The sequence below is a fragment of the Aquidulcibacter sp. genome, from assembly GCF_049239865.1.
Classification (GTDB): domain Bacteria; phylum Pseudomonadota; class Alphaproteobacteria; order Caulobacterales; family Aquidulcibacteraceae; genus Aquidulcibacter.
This window is the reverse complement of record NZ_JBMLTR010000134.1, coordinates 14,761-32,885: the sequence shown is the minus strand read 5'-3', so window position 1 is coordinate 32,885 and position 18,125 is coordinate 14,761. Positions and strand designations below refer to the sequence as shown.

Genomic DNA, 18,125 nt, shown 5'->3' with positions numbered 1-18,125 from the left:
TGTCGAACTTTCTTAGCCAGTCCTAACCAAACTCGACGGCCAACCGATGCGGACAAGTAGGCCATCGGGTGCTGCGACGGCGAATTCATACATGCCCCAGTCGCGATGGCGCAGAACACCGCCGGGTCGGATGATCAAATCATCAACACGCGCAGCTATCTCGTCGACATGCGGAGTCCGAATGAAAACACCAAATGGGTTATGATCCACGGGAACGGCCCAAGGCCCTTCGCCGGCTTGGGTCACATGAACTTCGCAGTCCCAACCAGTCAGGATGACATAGTGCTTGTCGCCACCAACCCGTTCAAATCCCAAGCGCTCCCAAAACGAGATCGTTGCGACCAAGTCGTTGGTTGGCACGATTGCAAAGGCACCGACGGGGTCCTGATTTGCCATCAAGGTCGCGTAAAGATCAGGACGCCACCGATTGGGCCTTTGGGTGCTTGGTCGACCATGGGGCCTTGTGCAATTGCGGTGATGCGGTTTTCGGCAATACCGCGACTGACTAGGATCTGTCGCACAATGGCCGCACGCTCTTCGCGGTTCTCCAAGCTAGAAGGTGGCCCGTCATCGCCGGAAATCGACACCAACACGATGCGGCGCTTGGGACATTGGGCCAATTGATCTTGAAGCCGCACCACAACTTGCGCAGCTAAGGTACCAAGGACGCTTTCGCCATGGGGAAAATAGATACGTGTCGCCTCTCCCGCGCAGATTTCATCGCCCAGAACGATGGCGTCCGACTTTGGTGGATTTGTCGCACAACCGGCCGCCAACAGTGTGAGGCCAATCAGACCACAGCCTATCTTTACGCTTAAATGCTGCTTTCCCATTCGTGCCCCCCTAATGGACCGCCCCCGGTCAATCAATGCTTGTTAAGCTAGGCTAAGCCTGAACCACTGACAAGCCATCTGGACATACTGTGTATGATACAGTAATGAGTCGTGCATGGTAACTGATGACCCTTTCTTTAAGTTCGAGGGCGACCTTCGACGGGGCGTGATTGCGCTGGCAACGCTGTCCCAGCTTGTCACGGCGCAATATGGTTATTCCTTGCGCCAAAAGCTGACCGAACAGGGAATGGAGATTGAAGAAGGGACACTTTATCCCTTGCTGCGTCGGTTGGAATCTCAAGGTCTTTTGACCAGTGAGTGGCGGATCGAGGATGGCCCCCCTCGCCGCTATTATGTGCTGAGTGACGAAGGCCGCAGGCTCTATCCTCAGCTTGTAAATTCCTGGCGGAACCTATCCGCCGTGATGGAAAACCTATTTAAGGAAGGACCTCTGAATGACGTCTGACGACATGATCTTGCGCTATGCGCATGCGGTAGCCGCGTGTTTGCCCCAGTCCATGCAAGCCGATGTGCGTGCTGAACTCCATGCGCCTTTACAGGATGATATTCAGGCGCTTTCTGGCGATAGCGCGCCAACCCTTCAGTTGGTCAAGGAACGAATTCTCGCGTTTGGCCCACCGCAAGAGGTGGCGCTTCGATATCATCGTCCTGCCCCGATAATTGAGGCAGTGGATACGCGCTTGTTCTCAAAACTAGCTCTTGGCCTGATATTGGGGCTAACGGTTTTGACACTCAGCATCGCACTGTCTTCCCCAGATCAAACCGCGGCACGTTTGCAAGTCGGATTGAGGGACGCAGTCTTCTTGGTTCTTGGAGTCTTGCTTGCGTGCTTCTGGGGTCTTGGGGCGCTGCGTCGGGCCCAACCAAAACTCTTTGCATGGAAGCCTGCCAAGCTTCCCGCCGTGCGAAACCCAGACAATGTTTCGCGACCTTTGGCGTTATCTGCCTTGGTGGCCGGATCGTTGGGCCTACTCATTCTGATGAACCCAATTGCTTTCTCCGACCTGCTTTTAGGCGGTCAAAGCCCCGCGGCCCTTGTCTATGCCTTTACTTATGATGACCAATTTTTGTCGGATCGTGCGCCCTTCTTATGGGGCGCGCTAATCGTCGGCCTTGTAACCTATGGAGTTGCCGCGATCGAAGGACGTTGGAGGCCATCAACCCGCAAAGTCGCACTGGCCCTATCGCTCGCGATTGCCTTGATTAGCTTATGGGTGGTTCTTGTTGGCCCAATCTTTGTTGCGTTGCCGACCGATCAATCCATGAAGTTCTGGGTTGTTTTGATTGCTGGTATTACATGCGTCGATGTTTGGTTGAAATGGCGCGATCATCTTTCAACTCGCAGCACGTCGGTACCAAAACCGCTCTAATATTCCACATCACCCACTAGAAATATGGTGCAGCCGGCCTAGCTCTGGTTATTGAATTGGGTCCCGAGCACTTCATGAAAACCTTGCGCTTTGTATTAGGGGATCAGCTCTCCCAGAAAATCTCTGTCTTGCGTGGATCCGATCCCACGAGCGATATCATTTTGATGGTGGAAGTGCAGGCTGAAGCGGTCTCCGTTCGCCATCACAAGAAGAAGATCGCATTCATTTTGGCATCCATGCGCAGCTTTGCTGAAACCCTCCGCGGTCAAGGGTTCATCGTCGATTACGTTAAGATGGATGATCCAGCCAATATGGGCACTTTCGGAGGTGAGCTAGAGCGTGCCATCCTGCGGCATCGGCCAGATTCCCTAGCCATGACGCGGGCTTCAGAATGGCGGGTGCTAGAGATGCAGCGGCAATGGGCGGAAAGTCTCGACCTCAACGTGTCGCTGCTCGACGATGATCGCTTTCTTTGTGATGAGCCAAGATTTCGCGCTTGGGCTTCAGGTCGGAAAAGCTTTGTGATGGAGCATTTCTATCGCGACATGCGCCGTCAGACGGGCCTTCTGATGGAGGGTGATCAGCCTGCTGGCGGCCGTTGGAATTTCGACCATGATAACCGCAAGCCCGCCAAGCCCGATTTATTCATGCTGCCTCCGCGCCAGTTTCCGCCTTCGGCGCTGACGCAAGAGGTCATTGATTTGGTAGCCGTTCGCTTCGCTGATCACTTTGGCGACCTAGAGCCATTTTGGTTTGCTACTTCGGCCACCGAGGCAGAGCTAGCCCGCGATCATTTCCTGGCCCATCACTTGCCCCGTTTTGGCGAGACCCAAGATGCGATGCTGGAAGGCCAAGCCTTCCTCAATCATGCGGTGCTGTCGCTCTATCTCAACCTTGGTTTGTTGGAGCCTCTCGATCTGTGTCGCAGAGCAGAATTGGAATGGCGGGCGGGCCGCGCGCCCTTGGCAGCTGTTGAGGGATTTATCCGACAGATAATTGGGTGGCGCGAATATGTGCGCGGCATTTATTGGCTGCATGCACCCGACTATCAAGGCTTCAATCATCTCGAAGCCAAGCGCCCCCTGCCCGCCCTCTATTGGACTGGGCAAACAAAAATGGCTTGCATGCGTGCAGCCGTCGGTCAGACCAAGCGCGAGGCTTACGCCCATCATATTCAGCGCTTGATGGTCACAGGAAACTTCGCATTGCTGGCGGGCCTTGATCCCCATGAAGTGCATGAGTGGTATTTGAGTGTCTATGCTGACGCCTTTGAGTGGGTGGAAATGCCCAATACGATCGGCATGGCGCTTTATGCGGATGGCGGCATCATGGCTTCTAAACCCTATGCGGCCAGTGGCGCTTACATCAACAAGATGAGTGATTATTGCGCGCGCTGTGCCTATGCCCCTGCGGTCAAGGCGGGTCCGCAAGCTTGCCCGTTCAACCCGCTCTATTGGGACTTCATCGGGCGCAATGAAGACAAACTTGGCAGCAATCCGCGCATGGGCCCAGTCTATGCTACCTGGCGCAAAATGGGCACGGTCCGGCGTGAGGAGATAAAAGTCGATTCACAACGTATATTAGAGGCCTTAGATAATGGCCGCCTGTGAACCCCTCGACGCAACAGCTGTCAGTGAAGTCATCGCGATGGCGTTGAGCGACCATGTCAGTTTTGACCATATCCGGAACCTCTATGGGCTTGGCCCTGACCAAGTCAAAGCACTGATGCGAACCAACCTTCGCCCCGGCAGCTATCGCGCGTGGCGCAAGCGGGTGCGTGACTTTGGGGATCGCCGCGCCCATTACAAATCCGCAAAAACCTTAGCATAGCTGTATTTGCACCATGAGAGCCGCCATTTCACTGGCGGCACAGCGCTTGGCCATCCAGCCCACGCCGTGCATAATGACAGAGTCTTGTAACATCTCTTCTAGGTCAGATCGGTAATCATGCAACATCAGCCCAAGCTCGTGATTTTTGATTGCGACGGGGTTTTGGTCGACTCCGAGTCCATCGCCAATGAAGTGGGCGCTGCTTGGATTTCGGAGCTTGGTTGGCAGATGGACGCGGCTGAAGCACGGGCTCGTTTCTTGGGCTTATCCGATGCGGCCATGTTTGCCGTGATCGAACAACGGATTGGCCGCGCGATCACAGCCGAAGAGATTGCGCAGAACCATGAGCGGATCACTGCGCGATTTGAAGCGGAGCTGCAAGCGATTCCGAGTGTTGCATTGGTTTTGGCAGATTTGGCCGCTCGCGCAATTCCTATGGCTGTAGCGTCGAGTGGGGAGAGGACCAAGATCTTCGCCAATTTGGCCAAAGTGGGTTTGCTTGGCTATTTCGGAGACCAGATTAGTTCGGCGACAGAAGTGGCCGAAGCTAAGCCGTCCCCGGATGTTTACCTGCTCGCTGCGCGAAAGGCGGGCTATGCTCCCTGCGATTGTCTGGCGATAGAAGATAGTCCCAATGGTGTGTTGGCAGCAGTGCGTGCTGGAATGTACGTGATTGGCTTTGCGCGTGAAACGCCCGCGTCTGCGCTCGTGGATGCGGGTGCCCATAGGATTGCACTCACGATGCCCGAAATACTTGAGCTCTTGCACGCGGAACTTGGGATCGCAGGCTAGTGTCGCAACGGTCAGGGAGGACGTAACCCCTCGTTTTAGCTATTTGATGTCGCAGCGGGGTTTGGAAGGGTGATGGAGACGCGTAACCCACCCAGATTGCCATCGGAAAGTTCCAAATCGCCGCCATAGGCTTGGACGATCTCTTGAGCAATGCTCAAGCCCAAGCCTGTCCCACTGAGACTGGAATCAAATTTTTGCCCGCGTGCCAGTGCCATGCGGCGCTGGTGCGGTTCAATGCCTGGTCCATCATCGTCGATCAGGATTCGAAGATTTGCATGATCGGCTACCGTCGCGATGGCAATCCGCGTCCTGGCCCATTTGCGTGCATTGTCGAGGAGCGATCCAACCAGCTCGGTCAAGTCGCTTTGGTCTATTCGAATCTTGTGCTCTGGATCGACTTGGACATCCCACGTTAGATTTTCGGTCGCGCTCGTGCGCGCCAGTGCATTAGCGATCTGATGGATGATCGGGGCGAGGGAAATCTCAACGAGGCGTCCAAGGGTTGGACCATGAATATTGGCGCGCGCCAAATCACGTGTGGCCCGATGTTCAAGATCGCTCACAATATCTCTTATGGTTGCGGCCGCATTGGCTTGGCCAGACGTTTCGATTTCGTCCGCGCGTGCCAATAGGACTGCCAATGGCGTTCGAAGACTGTGGGCTAGGTCCGCTGCGCGTTCGCGTGCTTCGCGCGCATGACGCTCACCGGCATCAAGGAGGGCGTCAAAATCGCGCGCGAACGTGTCCAACTCGATGGGAACCATTTCCGTGAGACGTTCTTGACGGCCTGAGCGCACTAAAGCCAACGCATGTGATGCTTTATTCAATGGGCCCATGAGCATGCTGCCCTGCACAAAGGTGATGATCAACAAACCCATGCCTAACAGGATGAAGACGGGTGCCGTGTCCAGCATGATGGCATCGACTTGGCCCTCTAACAGCTCTCGATCAATTGCCACTGCAAATCGCCAGCTATGCTTCCCTTCAACTCCTTCAGGAATCCTGCGCTCCAGCAAGAGTAGGTCCACGCCATCTGGTCCTTCTGCGGCATGTCGATGGACTGTGTTCAAGGGTAGAATGTCGTTCGGGAGTTCCATGGTAAATGTCACCAGCGACCCTGACCTGACGATGGCTTTGGATTTATCGTCGACGACCTGCCAGTAGAGGCCTGATAATGGCTCCTCAAACCTCGGATCCGGCAAAGTCTTTGGCACCAAGGTCACAACGCCATTTTCCAGCTTCAGCCCACGTGTCATGAAGCGCAAATCGGCCTCAAGTTCGGCAATGGTGCTCTGTTGGACGTGGTGTTCAAATGCCGCCCGAAATCCGATTGCGGAGATCAGTGGCAGAATGATTGCGCTTGCAAGACCGACAGACCAAAGCCCGAAGCGTAACGACTTGACCATCACTTCTGCCCTATCGGTTCTTTTGGGTTCCACATGTAGCCGTAGCCGCGGCGCGTCATAATCCTGTCGGGTCCGATCTTTCGACGCAAGCGCATCACTGCTGCTTCGATGGCGTTCTCCCGACGCAATTCATGATCACCGTAAACATCCTCGCAGAGGCTGGCTTGAGAGATGGTCTCGCCTGGCGCTCGGATGAGTGCCGTCAGTATTCGGAACTCCAAAGGGGTCAAGTCGATCTGTCCAGTCCCATCCGAGACACTGCGAAAGCGCAAATCAATCGTAAGGTCACCGTCCCGTATCAGATTTTCTGCCTGCCCTGCCCCACGGCGCAGAACCGCATGAATACGAGCAATAACCTCGTCCAGAATGAATGGCTTGACGATGTAATCGTCTGCCCCGGCGTTAAGGGCATCAACGCGTTCTGTCCAACTGCCGCGAGCGGAGGCCACCAGCACAGGAAGCTTTACCCCATCGGCTCTCCATCGCTTTAGAATTGAAAGACCATCCAACTTTGGCAGGTTCATGTCCAGAATGGCGAAAATGAATGGTTCTGTATCGCCTTTGGCCCAACCTGCCTCGCCATCTGAAACAAGTGTCGGCAGAAATCCCGCTCGATCCAATGCGCGTACAAGTATAGAACCAATCTCTGGTTCATCTTCTATGATTAGAACGCGCATTTATCCTCCGAGCACTTCCTCTAGCTGAAAGTAACTGACAGTTTCCTGACAAAGTCGATCAGGATTCTGCTTCTTCTTGACCTTTATCGTCCGCTTTTGATCTTTTGCGGAGAAAGTCATGAAGTTGGGCGATACAATCACAGCCGATCCTTGCATGTTGTGCGGCAAGATCGAACGCACCGTGGTAGGCACTGTCGGGCGGGGATTAAAGCCACTGACAACAGTTCTCTGTAATGGGTGCGGCCTAGTCAGTCACGATCCCCTGCCGACAAAGGCTGAATTGGATGCGTTTTATACCTCAGACTATCGGAAGAATTACAAAGGCATTTTGAAGCCGAAGGCGAAGCATTCCTTGCGCGCACAGCGAAGTGCTGCGCTGAGGGCCGTACGCCTCAAGGCTCTCATCCAGCCCGGAAGTCGAGTCCTGGATATTGGCGCGTCATCCGGCGAGTATGTTTATATGATGGGCAAGCTCGGTTTTAACGCTTGCGGCGTCGAGCCCAATGATGGCTACAGGCATTTTGGCATGGTAACCTATGACATAGAGGTCACCAATCCCAAACTGGAGCCCGAAGCCTTTGGTGCAGGAATCTTTGACCTGATTACTTTAAACCATGTGTTCGAGCACCTGGCCGACCCGCTAGATGCTTTGACTTGCTTTAGGCGATGGCTAGCTCCGGGGGGGCTGTTATTCATTGAGGTGCCAAATATTGAAGGCGTCCAGAAGCAGCGTGGCAACCTCTTCCATTATGCGCATGTCTGGAATTTCTCGCCGGCGACTCTGAGGGCCACCCTGTCTCGCGCTGGCTTTGAGCCGATCAACAGCCCGCAATGTAACGGGACCTCGTTGGTGTTTAAAGCGAGCTCTAACCCGGCCCCAAGTCACACCGAAAGCCTCTCAAATCTGGCTACCAAGCTGCGCCACCAGTTGCTGGAAGACCAATCGCCTGCGACTTATTTCGTCTCTGGTGCCCCTTTTAGGCGGCGTTGGCAGCGGCTCTTACGAAACCTCGATGAGATCACAACAACAAGTCGCTTTGAAAGCCTCAGGAAGATGGCAGACGCAACATTGAAACAGGCGCAACACGCTGCGCGTCTTGAGACATCCAGCCAAAAAGCCAGTGTCCATCAACCAAGTCATCAACAAACTCTCACAAGCTAGTGAGATCACAACTTTGTCGGTTGCGCCGGTAATGTGGTGACCCCATGTTGAATGCGTGTGGACCGGGCCCCTCTGGCAACCCGTTTTCAGGTTGCGATGTCGGCCACACCGGAGTCTTTTATAAGGCGCGGTGTCAGGGTCCCTCTTTTATTCCCTCATCGGCCTTCTTCAGGCTCTGCCATGCATAAGCATAGAGGAGCATGACATGAAACTTGGACGTATCGAAGCCCTGAAAAGCCATCATTCAAGACTTGAAAGTGAATTGGCGGCATTGGCGAAGAGACCCTTTATCGAGCCTGAACTCATCACGCGGCTGAAACGCCAGAAGCTGTTGGTGAAAGACCAATTGGTTGCCGCGGGTGTTATGGCACCCCGACCAGAGCGGGCCCTAATTTACGGCCAATAGCGCCACCCTCGAACAGGTAAGCGCACCCGCCCCAATCGCTTGCCTCGGGAGAATATAGGTCAGAACGGACTTTCCTATTCTCCCACCCGGCCCTTGCGCACCGCTCTCCCCCCGCCCGTGCGCAAGGGCCATTCCTACCTTCATGACCTCGCCTTTGACGACAATTGGAAGTCTTCGTGTACCAACCCACAAGTGATCAACTCCGCACACCTGATAAGCCAGTGGTGCACTTGAACGTGAACACATCTGTCCAGGCTATCGACACAAGCGCAGGCGCAACCAGTGTTCCGTTTGCAATCTTGGTCAATCGATCCGCCGGCAGCTTCCGCTTGTTTGGATTGGCGCGCCTTAAGGCCGCGATGCGTCGAGCAGGACTTGGGCAAGAGGTGCCGCTAGTCTTGTGCACAGGAAGTGAGCTTCACGATCGCGCATTAGAACTTGTCCACCAAGGCGCTCAGACGCTTGGTATCTTAGGCGGTGATGGTTCAGCCCGCACAGTCGCTTTAGCCTTGCGCGGCTTGGATGTGCCAATTCTGCCTTTGCCGGGCGGCACCTTAAATCGCCTCTGCCACCGAGTTCACGGCCATGCCGACCTCGGCCAAACTCTGCGAGACTTGGGTAACGCCAAGCCAGCCTGGCTGTCGGGAGGCCTCGCAAACGAACACGTCTTCTTGGTCGCCTCAGGCTTTGGTCCGTGGATGGGCTTTCACACGATGCGCGAGACGATTCGCCGGCATGGCTTCTGGGCCGGGCTGGGTGCTTTAAAGACACTGCGACATGACTTGTTTGCTGGCAGGCTAAGCCTGTGTGCCAATCGCCAAGCTTGTGATGTTGTGATTGCAGCGCCTGGTCAGGTGGATGAGGCATTTGGCCTTGGTACAAAGGAAATTGACTTTCCCGAGACGCGACTTGAAACCGCGCAAGCACGGTTCAGTGGTCTTGGGAACGTGATGTGGCTGGCTTTGGCGGTTCTATTCAGACGCTGGCGCAATCTATCTTTTGCAAAGACCCAGATCTCAGACCGCCTGAGCGTCAGTTGTGGCGGCGATGAGATCATCGGACTTGTCGATGGCGAGAAGTGTCAGTTCGGCGATCACTTGGTATTGCGGGCTCTACCGCGGGCTGCATTGGTGCTCTCTACAAAGCGTTCGCAAGGATGATACAGGTCGCGCTTTCAGAGTTTTAGAGCGCTTCATGACCACTCTTGTTCACATCAGCGATGTGCATTTTGGCGATGCGGATTCAGCCAAGCTGGACGCCGCTTTGAGGGCTATTGAGGCAATAGAGCCAGAGTGCGTCTTGATAACGGGCGATTTGACCCAAGAGGGCAAGCTTAGTGAATTTGCCCAAGCCGACATTTGGCTCAAAAAGGTCAAAGCACCCATTGTCAGCTGTCCAGGCAATCATGACACGCCAATGTTCAACCTAGCACTGCGCTTCGCCGATCCGTTTGGTCGATATAATCGATTGGGACTTCGAACCACGTGGCAGTCCAGCGATAACTTAGTCCATATTGAAGCGGCCAATAGTGCAAGAGGTTTGCAAGGGCGTATGGATTGGTCGCAAGGTGATTATGGTCAGTTAGGGGTCATTGAGGCTTTGGATAGATTGGGCGGCTCCCGCGCTCAATATAAAGTCCTTGCCTTACACCATCCACCCCAAACCCCCGAGGGGGCGTCTGTAATGAGTCTGCCTTCAGGCCTTGATCGATTTGTGAAGCGCCTCACTCTAAACCCGCTAGACCTACTTTTGTGTGGCCATGTCCATGCGGCATTTGATTTTCCTGCTCCTGTGCTCGCGGGCGTTCGGGTCATGACGGTGCCGTCTTTGGCTTCCTCGCGGGAGCGTGGCTTTGGTTCAGGCTTTGGTGTGCTGCGTTTCGGAGCAGACAATTCGACGATAGCGCGCTCGATTTGGCGTTATCAAGATGGGTCGTTCAAAGAAGTCACTGAGCTTTCAAAAGGCACCCTTCACATCGCGGGCTGATACAAGGGCGCGGCCTTTGGCCAAAACCTCGCCGTGTTCATTTTGAACTTGGGTACTCAAGTCAACTAAGGCCTTCTCCGGCCGCAGCCGCGTAATCGTAACCTGCGTGTGTACGCGCTGCCCAGGCTTCAGCGTGCCGAGCCAAGCTGTTTCCTGTTTGAGATAATTGGTGCCTTGTCCCGGTAAGTCCATGCCAAGCAAAGTTGAGATCAGACCTAACATATAGGCTTGACTGGCCAAGGTCTGAGCAACTTCTGCTGCCAATGTCGTCCCGCCCGCTCGAGCTTGTAAGTCCTGCATAGCTTGGGCAGCATTTGCTTCAAAGACGGTTTCGCTCGCGCTGATCATGCCGACTTTGAGTGGCACCGTGGCTGCGCTGCTTGCCGCTAAAGCTTCTTCAATAGGTACGGCAGCGTTAATCAAAAGCCGACACACGACAACGCCATCCTCCAAGCGCGCAAGTTCCCACCCATCCCCCTCCCGGACGACTTCCAAAGCTTCGCCTGCAAAGGCGGGGGCTGGAAACATGGCCGCAGTTGAGTGGGGCGTCTCAGAAAGTCCTGCGGCTCGGACGAGCCAAGATGTCAACATTGCACCGTGCGCGACAGTCCGCCCAAAGCCGCTGTTTGCGGCAAAGTTAGGATCAACATGAATCGGATTGGCATCGCCAGACAGCTTTGCAAATTGGTCGAGGTCGCTTTGCGTGGGTGTTAGGATCATGGTCTTGGGATCAAGTGCTTTTGGATTTTGCCAGCTGGTGTGCGGGGAAACTCGTCAACCAAGGTGATATATTTGGGCACTTTAAAGGCCGCCAGTCGGGCGCGACACCAAGCTTGCAAGTCACTTGTCTCGGGCGCGCTTTGATCGGGACGCAGCAAAATGAAAGCATGCCCGACTTCGCCCCAGCGTGCGTCTATGACACCGACGACGGCTGCCTCTAATACGGCAGAGTGGAGCGCCAGCACATTTTCGACTTCGGCGGGATAGACGTTTTCTGCGCCTGAGATGAACATCTCTTTTAGGCGACCCACAATATAATAGCACCCATCGTCATCCTTGCGAGCAAGGTCACCGGTTTTGAGCCACCCGTCCGGCGTGATGGCCGCTGCCGTCGCTTCAGGATTGCCCCAATAGCCTGGCGTGATCCCAGGCCCACTAAGCCACAATTCGCCTGTCGCTCCTGTCGCCACGTCATTACCGTCTGCGTCTACAAGGCGGGCCTCACACAGGATTTGCGGTTTGCCGACTGAGCCAATCTTTTGGGTTGCGGTCTCTGGGTCTGCCAAAAAGACCGTAGGGCCAGTCTCGGTCATGCCCATGCCGTTAGCGACTTTGGCTCCTCGGCGCGCAAAGGCGTGAACCAAAGTATCGGCGAGCGGCGCGCCACCACAGCCCCAATGGCGAACCTTATCGAGCGCCACTTGTTCAAACTCAGGGTGCAAGCTTAGAGCCTGATAGATTGCCGGAACGCCGAAGAAGGTAGAGATGCGGCCTTGAGCCAATAGATCTATGACCTGATTAGCTTCAAATCCCGGCAAGATCAAAACATGGCCGCCTGCAAATAGCGTCGGCAAAGTATGCAGATTGATGCCGGCGGTATGAAACAGGGGCAGGAAGTTCAGCGTGACATCGCTGCTCTGCAAGTCGATGGCTTGGCCGAGATTGACCGCATTTACATGCGCCATGCCATAGGTCTGGATTACCGCTTTTGGCTGACCGGTCGTGCCAGACGTGTAAAGCAGGTACCAAATGTCCTCAAACGCCCAGTGGCGGCGCGCTGGTGCGGGGCTCGCCTGTTCTAATAGTTCTTCATAATTGTGATCGAAGTCGATCAGCTTGGCTTCAGAACTGCCCGCCAAAATGCTGGCAACGGCGGCATCTTCAGCGCCGCAAAAAACAAGCACTGGGGAGGCTTGGCCGACCAAAGGAGATAGCTCTGGCAAGGGTGCGCGCCAATTCAAGGGCGTGACGATTGCGCCCGTATTGGCTGCGGCAAATAGGACTTCAAAAAACGCGATGCGGTTACGACACAGAACCGCAACACGAGCGCCATCAACAGCACCTTGCTCTGTCAAGATCGTGGCCAGACGCAATACCCGGTCGTGTAAGGCCCCATAAGTCCTGGATTGCCCCCCAACCAATTCTGTCATGGCTGGTCGGTTTGGCGTAAGCTCTGCCCGCCGCGCCAAAAGGTTGGTCATATGCTTCATGGCTTTGGGCCCAAGGAAAGACCGCGCTCAATCATATCAAGCGCCGCGTCGACAACAGGCTCTAAGTCGGCCGTCTCGTCCCAAATCGCGTAGCGCATTCCCAAGAACACCGACAAACCGATCAGCGACCATGCCCGAATATCGGCGTCCCCCGGCCGGATTTCCCCGCGCTCAACGGCCGTTTGCAGGTTCCGCCGATAACCTTCTGCGAACGTATCATAATAAGCGCGATAGCTGTCTTCGGCGACAAATTGGGATTCCATCACGATCTTGTAGAGATTGCGGTGTGAGCGGGCGAACTCGAAAAATGCCCGCATACCAATCCGCTCAGCGCTCAGGCGGTCTGGTGCCTGTTCCACCTGGCGGGCAATATAAGCCCGCGTTTCATGGCCCATGTGCGTGACGAGAGCCCGGAAAACCGCTTCCTTCGATTCGAAATAGACATAGAAAGTCCCAAGACCGACGCCAGCGCGGCGCGTAATCTCGACAATTGAACCGTCATGATAGCCGCGTTCACCAAATTCAGCTTCTGCTGCTTCCAACAGTTTTGCCTGTGTCGCCAAGCCCTTCCGGGTCTTTGGCGTCTTAGGGCCTAGGCCAGCGCTCTGTGATTTCAAAATTGAATGTTGATTCATATTTCAACTTATGCCACGAGTTAGAGAAAGAACAAGTCCCGATTTGATCCGGGCGGACTGCGTGAGTCTATCACCAGCCGAGGGGAGGCACGAGCCATTGGAGATGCAATCCGTCTTCGACCAAGCATGGGCTGCCTATAATGGCCGTCATGACGCCATGACGCTTGGTGGTGAGACTATGATGGTTCATCGCGCCGGCGCGGGGTACCCTCTGGTTTGCATTCATGGTTGGGCTATGGGCGGTAGGTCTTTCGCCCCACAATTGGCGTTGATTGACCAAGGCTTTGAGATCATTGCGCCAGACTTGCCGGGATTTGGCGATAGCGCGGCTTCAAAAGAAGTGCCAACCATCGAAGCGATGGCGCGTCTTATCCGCGAGTTGGTCTCGGCCTTGGATTTGTCGGAAGTGACTTTGGTAGGTTGGTCGATGGGTGCCAGCATCGCTTGGCATATGGCGGCGACTAGCCCAGCAAGCCTGAAAGCGCTTGTCAGTATCGATATGTCACCCCGCGTTGCGCCGGAGGATGGCTGGGCTTTCCCATTGTCCAGCGGCATGACACGCGAAACCATTGAGCTTGCCATTCAAGCCATGCGCACGGACTGGAAGGGCTATTGCGACTTGTTTCTTGATCGCATCCTTGCAGATCCAAATGACCAGATCCGAACTGCTTTGGCCGCCCTTGCGGGGCAAGCTGATCCAGAAACCGCGTCACAGGCTTGGCTCTCGCTGATGCAATTTGATGCCCGCGCGGACCTTCCCCAAATTCAAGTCCCTGCGCTTGCCATTCATGGTGGGCGCAGCGTGCTTTACCCCCAAACGGTCGGTCTTGAGATCGCCCGTCTGATGCCAAACTGTCGGGCCATTGTGCTCGATCATGTTGGCCACGCGCCTCACATCGAGGCCCCTGACGCGTTCAATGCCCACCTGCTTACCTTGGCCAAGCGAGGCCCCCCTGCCCCCACGCTTTGCCAGCACATTACTGCCCAATAAAAACCCGGAGGAACTGACTATGAAAAAGACAACCATCAAAACCCTTTCAAGCCTGCTCTTGAGCGCCAGCGCGCTGACCAGCATTGGCTTCATCAACCCCGTACTTGCACAAAGCACGACGGCTGCGCCCAGCGATGAAGCTGCAGATGTTGTTATTGTTACCGCACGCCGGCGCGATGAAGCTTTGCAAGATGTCCCCATTTCTGTGACCTCGTTGAGTGCCGCATCGCTTGAAGCCACCGGTGCACCGGACATCACAGTGCTGCAGCAATCCGCCCCTAACGCGACCGTTCAAGTCGCCCGCGGCTCAAACTCCACCCTGATTGCCTTTATTCGTGGTGTCGGACAGCAAGATCCTTTGTGGGGCTTTGAGCCCGGCGTCGGTCTCTATGTGGATGACGTTTACATCGCCCGCCCGCAAGGTGCAGTTCTCGACATCTTTGACATCAATCGCATCGAAGTTTTACGCGGACCCCAAGGCACGCTTTATGGCCGCAATACCATTGGTGGCGCGATCAAATATGTGACCCGCAAGCTTGCAACTAAGCCCGCTTTGAACGCACGGCTCAACATGGGCAGCTATGGCCAGATTGACGCGATTGTCAGTGGTTCAACACCTTTGTCAGATACGTTCCGCGTCGGCGGTGCCTTGGCGCGTTATCAACGTGACGGCTATGGTAAGAATATCACCACGGGTGCGGAGCACTATAACAAGGACGTCTTCGCCGGTCGCGTGAGTGCCGAGTGGGAGCCAAGCGAGAACCTCTATTTCCGCTTTGCCTATGACAAGGTCAAAGACGATTCCAATGCGAAACATGGTCACCGCGAAGCAGCAGGTGCCGGCCTGACCACGGGCGCAGCGATCTTGCCAAACGTTTATGACACCGACGCTGGCATCGGTAGCGCGAATTCGGTTGAAAACTCCGGCTGGTCATTGACTGGTGAGTGGAAAATCAATGATCGCCTGACCGTCAAATCGATCAGCGCCAGCCGCGAAGGTGCCAGCGATAGCTTGATCGACTTTGATACCAACCAAGTCAAAGCGCTTGATGTACCTGCCCGCTATGACGACAAGCAATTCAGCCAAGAACTCCAACTCTTGGTAACGGGTGAGCGCTTGAACGGCGTGTTCGGCCTCTATTATCTCGATGCTGAAGCTTCCGGTGCCTTTGATACCATTGTCGGAATCGCCAATCTGACCATCGCAACATCGGGCAAGGTGGAGACCGAGAGCTTTGCGGCCTATGGCGACTTCTCATTTGATCTCACGGACGCTTTGTCGGTGTCTGTTGGTGGGCGTTACACCGAGGATTCCCGGACCGGCCAAGTCTATCGTCAGAACTTCACCGGACTTGGCTCGCCCTTGTTTGGGAATACGGCAGCGATCGCTGGTCTGTTGCGGTCCAATTATCGCAACTCAAAAGACTTCAACGACTTCAGCCCTCGGGTCAGCGTTTCCTATGAGTTCAGTGATGCACTCACGGCTTATGCTGCCTATTCGGAAGGGTTTAAGTCTGGCGGCTTTGACATGCGAGGTGACGCCGTGCTGACACCCAAGACGGTTGAAGGTTACAAGCCTGAATATGTGAACTCGTATGAAGTGGGTCTCAAAGGAAGCCTGTTTGATGGTCGTGCCAATTTTGCTGCTGCCGTCTTCCGCGCTGAATATGAAGGCCAGCAAATCACTCGCCAAGAGCCAACTTTGGCCGCTGGTATCGCGAGCTTTGTAGACAATGCCGGCTCCTCGACCATTCAAGGCTTCGAGCTGGAAGGTGGTGCCCGCTTTACCGACAATTTGTCGATGACGTTTGGGCTTGGCTATACAGATGCAAAGTTCAATGAGTTCCGCAGTTTCACTTTGGTGGGCGGTGTCCTAACACCGATCAATTTGGCGCCAACAGCGGTGTTCCAAAATACCCCAGAATGGAATGGCAATGTTGCGCTTAAATATACACGCGACCTCGGCACCATGGGCTCGCTCGATGCGACTTTGTCGGGCTCCTACCGCAGCGAATACAGCATGTTTGAGTTCGTCAATCCTTTGGTCGACCAATTGGACTCTGTGACTTTGGTCGATGCTGGCATCGGCTGGAACAGTGAAGATGGTGTGTTCCGCATGGCCCTCACTGGTCGCAACTTGACCGATGAGCGCTATAAGGTCGGCGGTTATTCCTTTGCTGGGGCAACCTTCGGCAATGTGCAGAACAGCTTCTATGGTCCGCCAAAGACCGTGACTTTGAGCCTGTCTGCCAAATTCTAATCTCCCCAAGCCCTTGGTGCCCCCGGCGAAATCCGGGGGCATTTTGTTTTTCTAGATAGAGGTGACCATGCAACCCGCACCGGCCAATGATCCGAGCCCCGCATATCGCACGCTTGTTCTGACCCTCTTGGTCACCGTCTATACATTCAACTTTCTGGACCGACAGATCATCGGCATCTTGTCGATCCCGATCCAAAAAGAGCTCGGCCTAAGTGACACGCAATTGGGTCTGATGCGGGGGCTGTCCTTTGCGTTATTCTATGCGACCTTGGGTGTGCCAATCGCGCTCTTAGCAGACCGATTTAACCGCACTTGGATCATGACGACTGCTTTGACCTTATGGAGCGCGATGACTGCACTGTGTGGCTTGGCGCAGAACTTTTGGCAATTATTTGCCGCGCGTCTGATGGTGGGTGTGGGTGAAGCGGGCGGTGTTGCACCCGCCTACTCGCTGCTTTCGGATTATTATCCACCGGAACGACGAGGACGCGCCATGGCAGCCTATTCGTTTGGTATTCCGATTGGCTCCGCAGTTGGTATTATTTTTGGCGGTGTGATTGCAACCGTTTTGGATTGGCGCTGGGCCTTTATAATTGTCGGCATCATGGGGGTGGCCCTGGCCCCGATCTTTAAAATCCTGATGAAAGAGCCGGTCCGTGGTCGCTATGATCCGCCAGGAGCCAAAGTGGCACCGGCGAAATTGAGTGAAGTCATGTCGGTCTTGGTCAAGAAGCCAAGCTTCTGGACCCTGTCACTTGGAGCGGCCTCCTCATCTATGATGGGCTATGGCTTATTTGCTTGGCTACCTGCTTTCTTTGTGCGGTCCTGGGGTGACGACCTCGGAAAAGCCATGGCGTGGCTGCCTGACTGGATGATCCCCGAAGGCGCAGGCCCCCTCCTCTATGCCGGCTACTTTTATGGCACGATTGTTCTGGTAGGAGGATTGATTGGCATTTGGTTGGGTGGGCAATTGGGTGATCGGTTCGGGGCCAAGAATAAGGGTGCCTATGCGCTTGTCCCCGCCCTTGCCTTTGTGGCGACAACCCCGTTTTTTGCCATTGGCATTTTGTCTGACTCCATTTGGGTCTCGTTTTTCGTGTTTCTCATCCCGACCGCCTTAGGGCTTGCATGGCTCGGTCCAGTCTTGGCTGCGTTTCAAGGGATTGTGCCGCCCAATATGCGGGCAACCGCCTCTGCCCTCTTTCTTTTGATCAATAATCTGGTTGGAATTGGCCTTGGAGACTTGTTGCTAGGTGCCATGTCGGACGGGTTGAGCGCTCGGTTTGGCGAAGAATCCTTACGTTACTCTATTCTTTGTGGCAGCAGCTTTTACTTGATTGCCGCCGCTCTCTTGTTTGCATCGTCCAAGTTGTTGGAACGGGATTGGATCCATCTGGACGCGGGCCAGAAGTAAATCACTGAAACTTGATGTACTTTCTGATCGCCCTTGGGCGACATGCCTTGCGCTGCATTTTAAAGACCGCACCCAAAAATCCATTTTTGCCAATAGATTTTTCGTAAAGCAAAGCTTGCAGACAAGGCATTA

19 protein-coding genes are annotated in these 18,125 nt (G+C 54.8%); 12 read left to right on the top strand and 7 right to left on the bottom strand.

Annotated elements, in window-relative coordinates; translation table 11 throughout:
• Nucleotides 1–12: 12 nt before the first annotated feature.
• Entirely contained in the window at nt 13–396 is a 384-nt protein-coding gene (locus ACOVRA_RS09945; protein WP_421720160.1) for a glyoxalase, read from the bottom strand.
• Nucleotides 396–833 carry an OmpA family protein gene (locus ACOVRA_RS09940; RefSeq protein ID WP_421720159.1) on the bottom strand — a complete coding sequence of 146 codons (438 nt, stop codon included), beginning with the start codon at nt 831–833 and terminating at the stop codon, nt 396–398. Before ACOVRA_RS09940 ends, ACOVRA_RS09945 begins: the two co-directional genes overlap by 1 nt.
• Nucleotides 834–948: 115 nt before the next feature.
• Between ACOVRA_RS09940 and ACOVRA_RS09935 the strand changes: the two genes are divergently transcribed.
• The 5 genes from ACOVRA_RS09935 to ACOVRA_RS09915 all read left to right on the top strand — a co-directional run bounded on the left by ACOVRA_RS09935 (nt 949) and on the right by ACOVRA_RS09915 (nt 4,846).
• Entirely contained in the window at nt 949–1,299 is a 351-nt protein-coding gene (locus ACOVRA_RS09935; protein WP_421720158.1) for a PadR family transcriptional regulator, read from the top strand.
• Entirely contained in the window at nt 1,289–2,224 is a 936-nt protein-coding gene (locus ACOVRA_RS09930; protein ID WP_421720157.1) for a hypothetical protein, read from the top strand. The genes ACOVRA_RS09935 and ACOVRA_RS09930 overlap by 11 nt, the downstream gene beginning before the upstream one ends.
• Nucleotides 2,225–2,298: 74 nt before the next feature.
• Nucleotides 2,299–3,834, top strand: coding sequence for a cryptochrome/photolyase family protein (locus ACOVRA_RS09925; protein ID WP_421720156.1), 1,536 nt, complete (start codon nt 2,299–2,301; stop codon nt 3,832–3,834).
• Nucleotides 3,821–4,054: a DUF2805 domain-containing protein gene (locus tag ACOVRA_RS09920; protein WP_421720155.1), complete on the top strand. Its 234-nt coding sequence runs from the start codon at nt 3,821–3,823 to the stop codon at nt 4,052–4,054. Before ACOVRA_RS09925 ends, ACOVRA_RS09920 begins: the two co-directional genes overlap by 14 nt.
• 117 nt (nt 4,055–4,171) lie before the next feature.
• On the top strand, nt 4,172–4,846 hold the full coding sequence (locus ACOVRA_RS09915) for an HAD family hydrolase (protein WP_421720154.1): 675 nt from the start codon (nt 4,172–4,174) through the stop codon (nt 4,844–4,846).
• A gap of 35 nt (nt 4,847–4,881) precedes the next feature.
• On the opposite strand, the gene ACOVRA_RS09910 is transcribed toward ACOVRA_RS09915, so the two are convergent.
• Complete coding sequence (locus ACOVRA_RS09910) at nt 4,882–6,252, bottom strand: sensor histidine kinase (RefSeq protein WP_421720153.1); 1,371 nt, start codon at nt 6,250–6,252, stop codon at nt 4,882–4,884.
• On the bottom strand, nt 6,252–6,929 hold the full coding sequence (locus ACOVRA_RS09905; RefSeq protein ID WP_421720152.1) for a response regulator transcription factor: 678 nt from the start codon (nt 6,927–6,929) through the stop codon (nt 6,252–6,254). The genes ACOVRA_RS09910 and ACOVRA_RS09905 overlap by 1 nt, the downstream gene beginning before the upstream one ends.
• 118 nt (nt 6,930–7,047) lie before the next feature.
• Here ACOVRA_RS09905 and ACOVRA_RS09900 point away from each other — a divergent pair, with 118 nt between their 5' ends.
• The 4 genes from ACOVRA_RS09900 (at nt 7,048) to ACOVRA_RS09885 (ending at nt 10,483) form a co-directional block, all read left to right on the top strand.
• Nucleotides 7,048–8,091: a class I SAM-dependent methyltransferase gene (locus ACOVRA_RS09900; RefSeq protein ID WP_421720151.1), complete on the top strand. Its 1,044-nt coding sequence runs from the start codon at nt 7,048–7,050 to the stop codon at nt 8,089–8,091.
• 205 nt (nt 8,092–8,296) lie between these two features.
• Complete coding sequence (locus tag ACOVRA_RS09895) at nt 8,297–8,497, top strand: YdcH family protein (RefSeq protein ID WP_290804432.1); 201 nt, start codon at nt 8,297–8,299, stop codon at nt 8,495–8,497.
• Between the two features lie 236 nt (nt 8,498–8,733).
• Nucleotides 8,734–9,657, top strand: coding sequence for a diacylglycerol/lipid kinase family protein (locus ACOVRA_RS09890; protein WP_421720150.1), 924 nt, complete (start codon nt 8,734–8,736; stop codon nt 9,655–9,657).
• Between the two features lie 34 nt (nt 9,658–9,691).
• The gene (locus ACOVRA_RS09885) at nt 9,692–10,483 is read left to right on the top strand and encodes a metallophosphoesterase family protein (protein ID WP_421720149.1); all 792 of its coding nucleotides are present in this window, start codon (nt 9,692–9,694) and stop codon (nt 10,481–10,483) included.
• Here the strand turns inward: ACOVRA_RS09885 and ACOVRA_RS09880 are convergent.
• The 3 genes from ACOVRA_RS09880 to ACOVRA_RS09870 are packed head-to-tail and all read right to left on the bottom strand — an operon-like array spanning nt 10,454 to nt 13,256.
• A complete protein-coding gene (locus tag ACOVRA_RS09880) occupies nt 10,454–11,203 on the bottom strand; it encodes a MaoC/PaaZ C-terminal domain-containing protein (protein WP_421720148.1) in 750 nt (249 codons plus the stop codon). The genes ACOVRA_RS09885 and ACOVRA_RS09880 overlap by 30 nt on opposite strands.
• Nucleotides 11,200–12,693, bottom strand: a complete 1,494-nt coding sequence (locus ACOVRA_RS09875; protein ID WP_421720147.1) for an AMP-binding protein — start codon at nt 12,691–12,693, stop codon at nt 11,200–11,202. Before ACOVRA_RS09875 ends, ACOVRA_RS09880 begins: the two co-directional genes overlap by 4 nt.
• The gene (locus tag ACOVRA_RS09870) at nt 12,690–13,256 is read right to left on the bottom strand and encodes a TetR/AcrR family transcriptional regulator (protein ID WP_298229749.1); all 567 of its coding nucleotides are present in this window, start codon (nt 13,254–13,256) and stop codon (nt 12,690–12,692) included. The genes ACOVRA_RS09875 and ACOVRA_RS09870 overlap by 4 nt, the downstream gene beginning before the upstream one ends.
• Before the next feature lie 133 nt (nt 13,257–13,389).
• On the opposite strand from ACOVRA_RS09870, the gene ACOVRA_RS09865 reads away from it, so the two are divergent.
• From ACOVRA_RS09865 to ACOVRA_RS09855, 3 genes are all read left to right on the top strand, one after another.
• Complete coding sequence (locus ACOVRA_RS09865) at nt 13,390–14,319, top strand: alpha/beta fold hydrolase (RefSeq protein ID WP_421720146.1); 930 nt, start codon at nt 13,390–13,392, stop codon at nt 14,317–14,319.
• 19 nt (nt 14,320–14,338) lie between these two features.
• On the top strand, nt 14,339–16,579 hold the full coding sequence (locus ACOVRA_RS09860) for a TonB-dependent receptor (protein ID WP_421720145.1): 2,241 nt from the start codon (nt 14,339–14,341) through the stop codon (nt 16,577–16,579).
• A gap of 67 nt (nt 16,580–16,646) precedes the next feature.
• Entirely contained in the window at nt 16,647–17,993 is a 1,347-nt protein-coding gene (locus tag ACOVRA_RS09855; protein ID WP_421720144.1) for a spinster family MFS transporter, read from the top strand.
• Nucleotides 17,994–18,125 lie beyond the last annotated feature (132 nt).

Coding starts and splice junctions, on each gene's coding strand:
- ACOVRA_RS09945 (WP_421720160.1), bottom strand. CDS start 396: ATGGCAAATCAGGACCCCGTCGGTGCCTTTGCAATCGTGCCAACCAAC.
- ACOVRA_RS09940 (WP_421720159.1), bottom strand. CDS start 833: ATGGGAAAGCAGCATTTAAGCGTAAAGATAGGCTGTGGTCTGATTGGC.
- ACOVRA_RS09935 (WP_421720158.1), top strand. CDS start 949: ATGGTAACTGATGACCCTTTCTTTAAGTTCGAGGGCGACCTTCGACGG.
- ACOVRA_RS09930 (WP_421720157.1), top strand. CDS start 1,289: ATGACGTCTGACGACATGATCTTGCGCTATGCGCATGCGGTAGCCGCG.
- ACOVRA_RS09925 (WP_421720156.1), top strand. CDS start 2,299: ATGAAAACCTTGCGCTTTGTATTAGGGGATCAGCTCTCCCAGAAAATC.
- ACOVRA_RS09920 (WP_421720155.1), top strand. CDS start 3,821: ATGGCCGCCTGTGAACCCCTCGACGCAACAGCTGTCAGTGAAGTCATC.
- ACOVRA_RS09915 (WP_421720154.1), top strand. CDS start 4,172: ATGCAACATCAGCCCAAGCTCGTGATTTTTGATTGCGACGGGGTTTTG.
- ACOVRA_RS09910 (WP_421720153.1), bottom strand. CDS start 6,252: ATGGTCAAGTCGTTACGCTTCGGGCTTTGGTCTGTCGGTCTTGCAAGC.
- ACOVRA_RS09905 (WP_421720152.1), bottom strand. CDS start 6,929: ATGCGCGTTCTAATCATAGAAGATGAACCAGAGATTGGTTCTATACTT.
- ACOVRA_RS09900 (WP_421720151.1), top strand. CDS start 7,048: ATGAAGTTGGGCGATACAATCACAGCCGATCCTTGCATGTTGTGCGGC.
- ACOVRA_RS09895 (WP_290804432.1), top strand. CDS start 8,297: ATGAAACTTGGACGTATCGAAGCCCTGAAAAGCCATCATTCAAGACTT.
- ACOVRA_RS09885 (WP_421720149.1), top strand. CDS start 9,692: ATGACCACTCTTGTTCACATCAGCGATGTGCATTTTGGCGATGCGGAT.
- ACOVRA_RS09880 (WP_421720148.1), bottom strand. CDS start 11,203: ATGATCCTAACACCCACGCAAAGCGACCTCGACCAATTTGCAAAGCTG.
- ACOVRA_RS09875 (WP_421720147.1), bottom strand. CDS start 12,693: ATGAAGCATATGACCAACCTTTTGGCGCGGCGGGCAGAGCTTACGCCA.
- ACOVRA_RS09860 (WP_421720145.1), top strand. CDS start 14,339: ATGAAAAAGACAACCATCAAAACCCTTTCAAGCCTGCTCTTGAGCGCC.
- ACOVRA_RS09855 (WP_421720144.1), top strand. CDS start 16,647: ATGCAACCCGCACCGGCCAATGATCCGAGCCCCGCATATCGCACGCTT.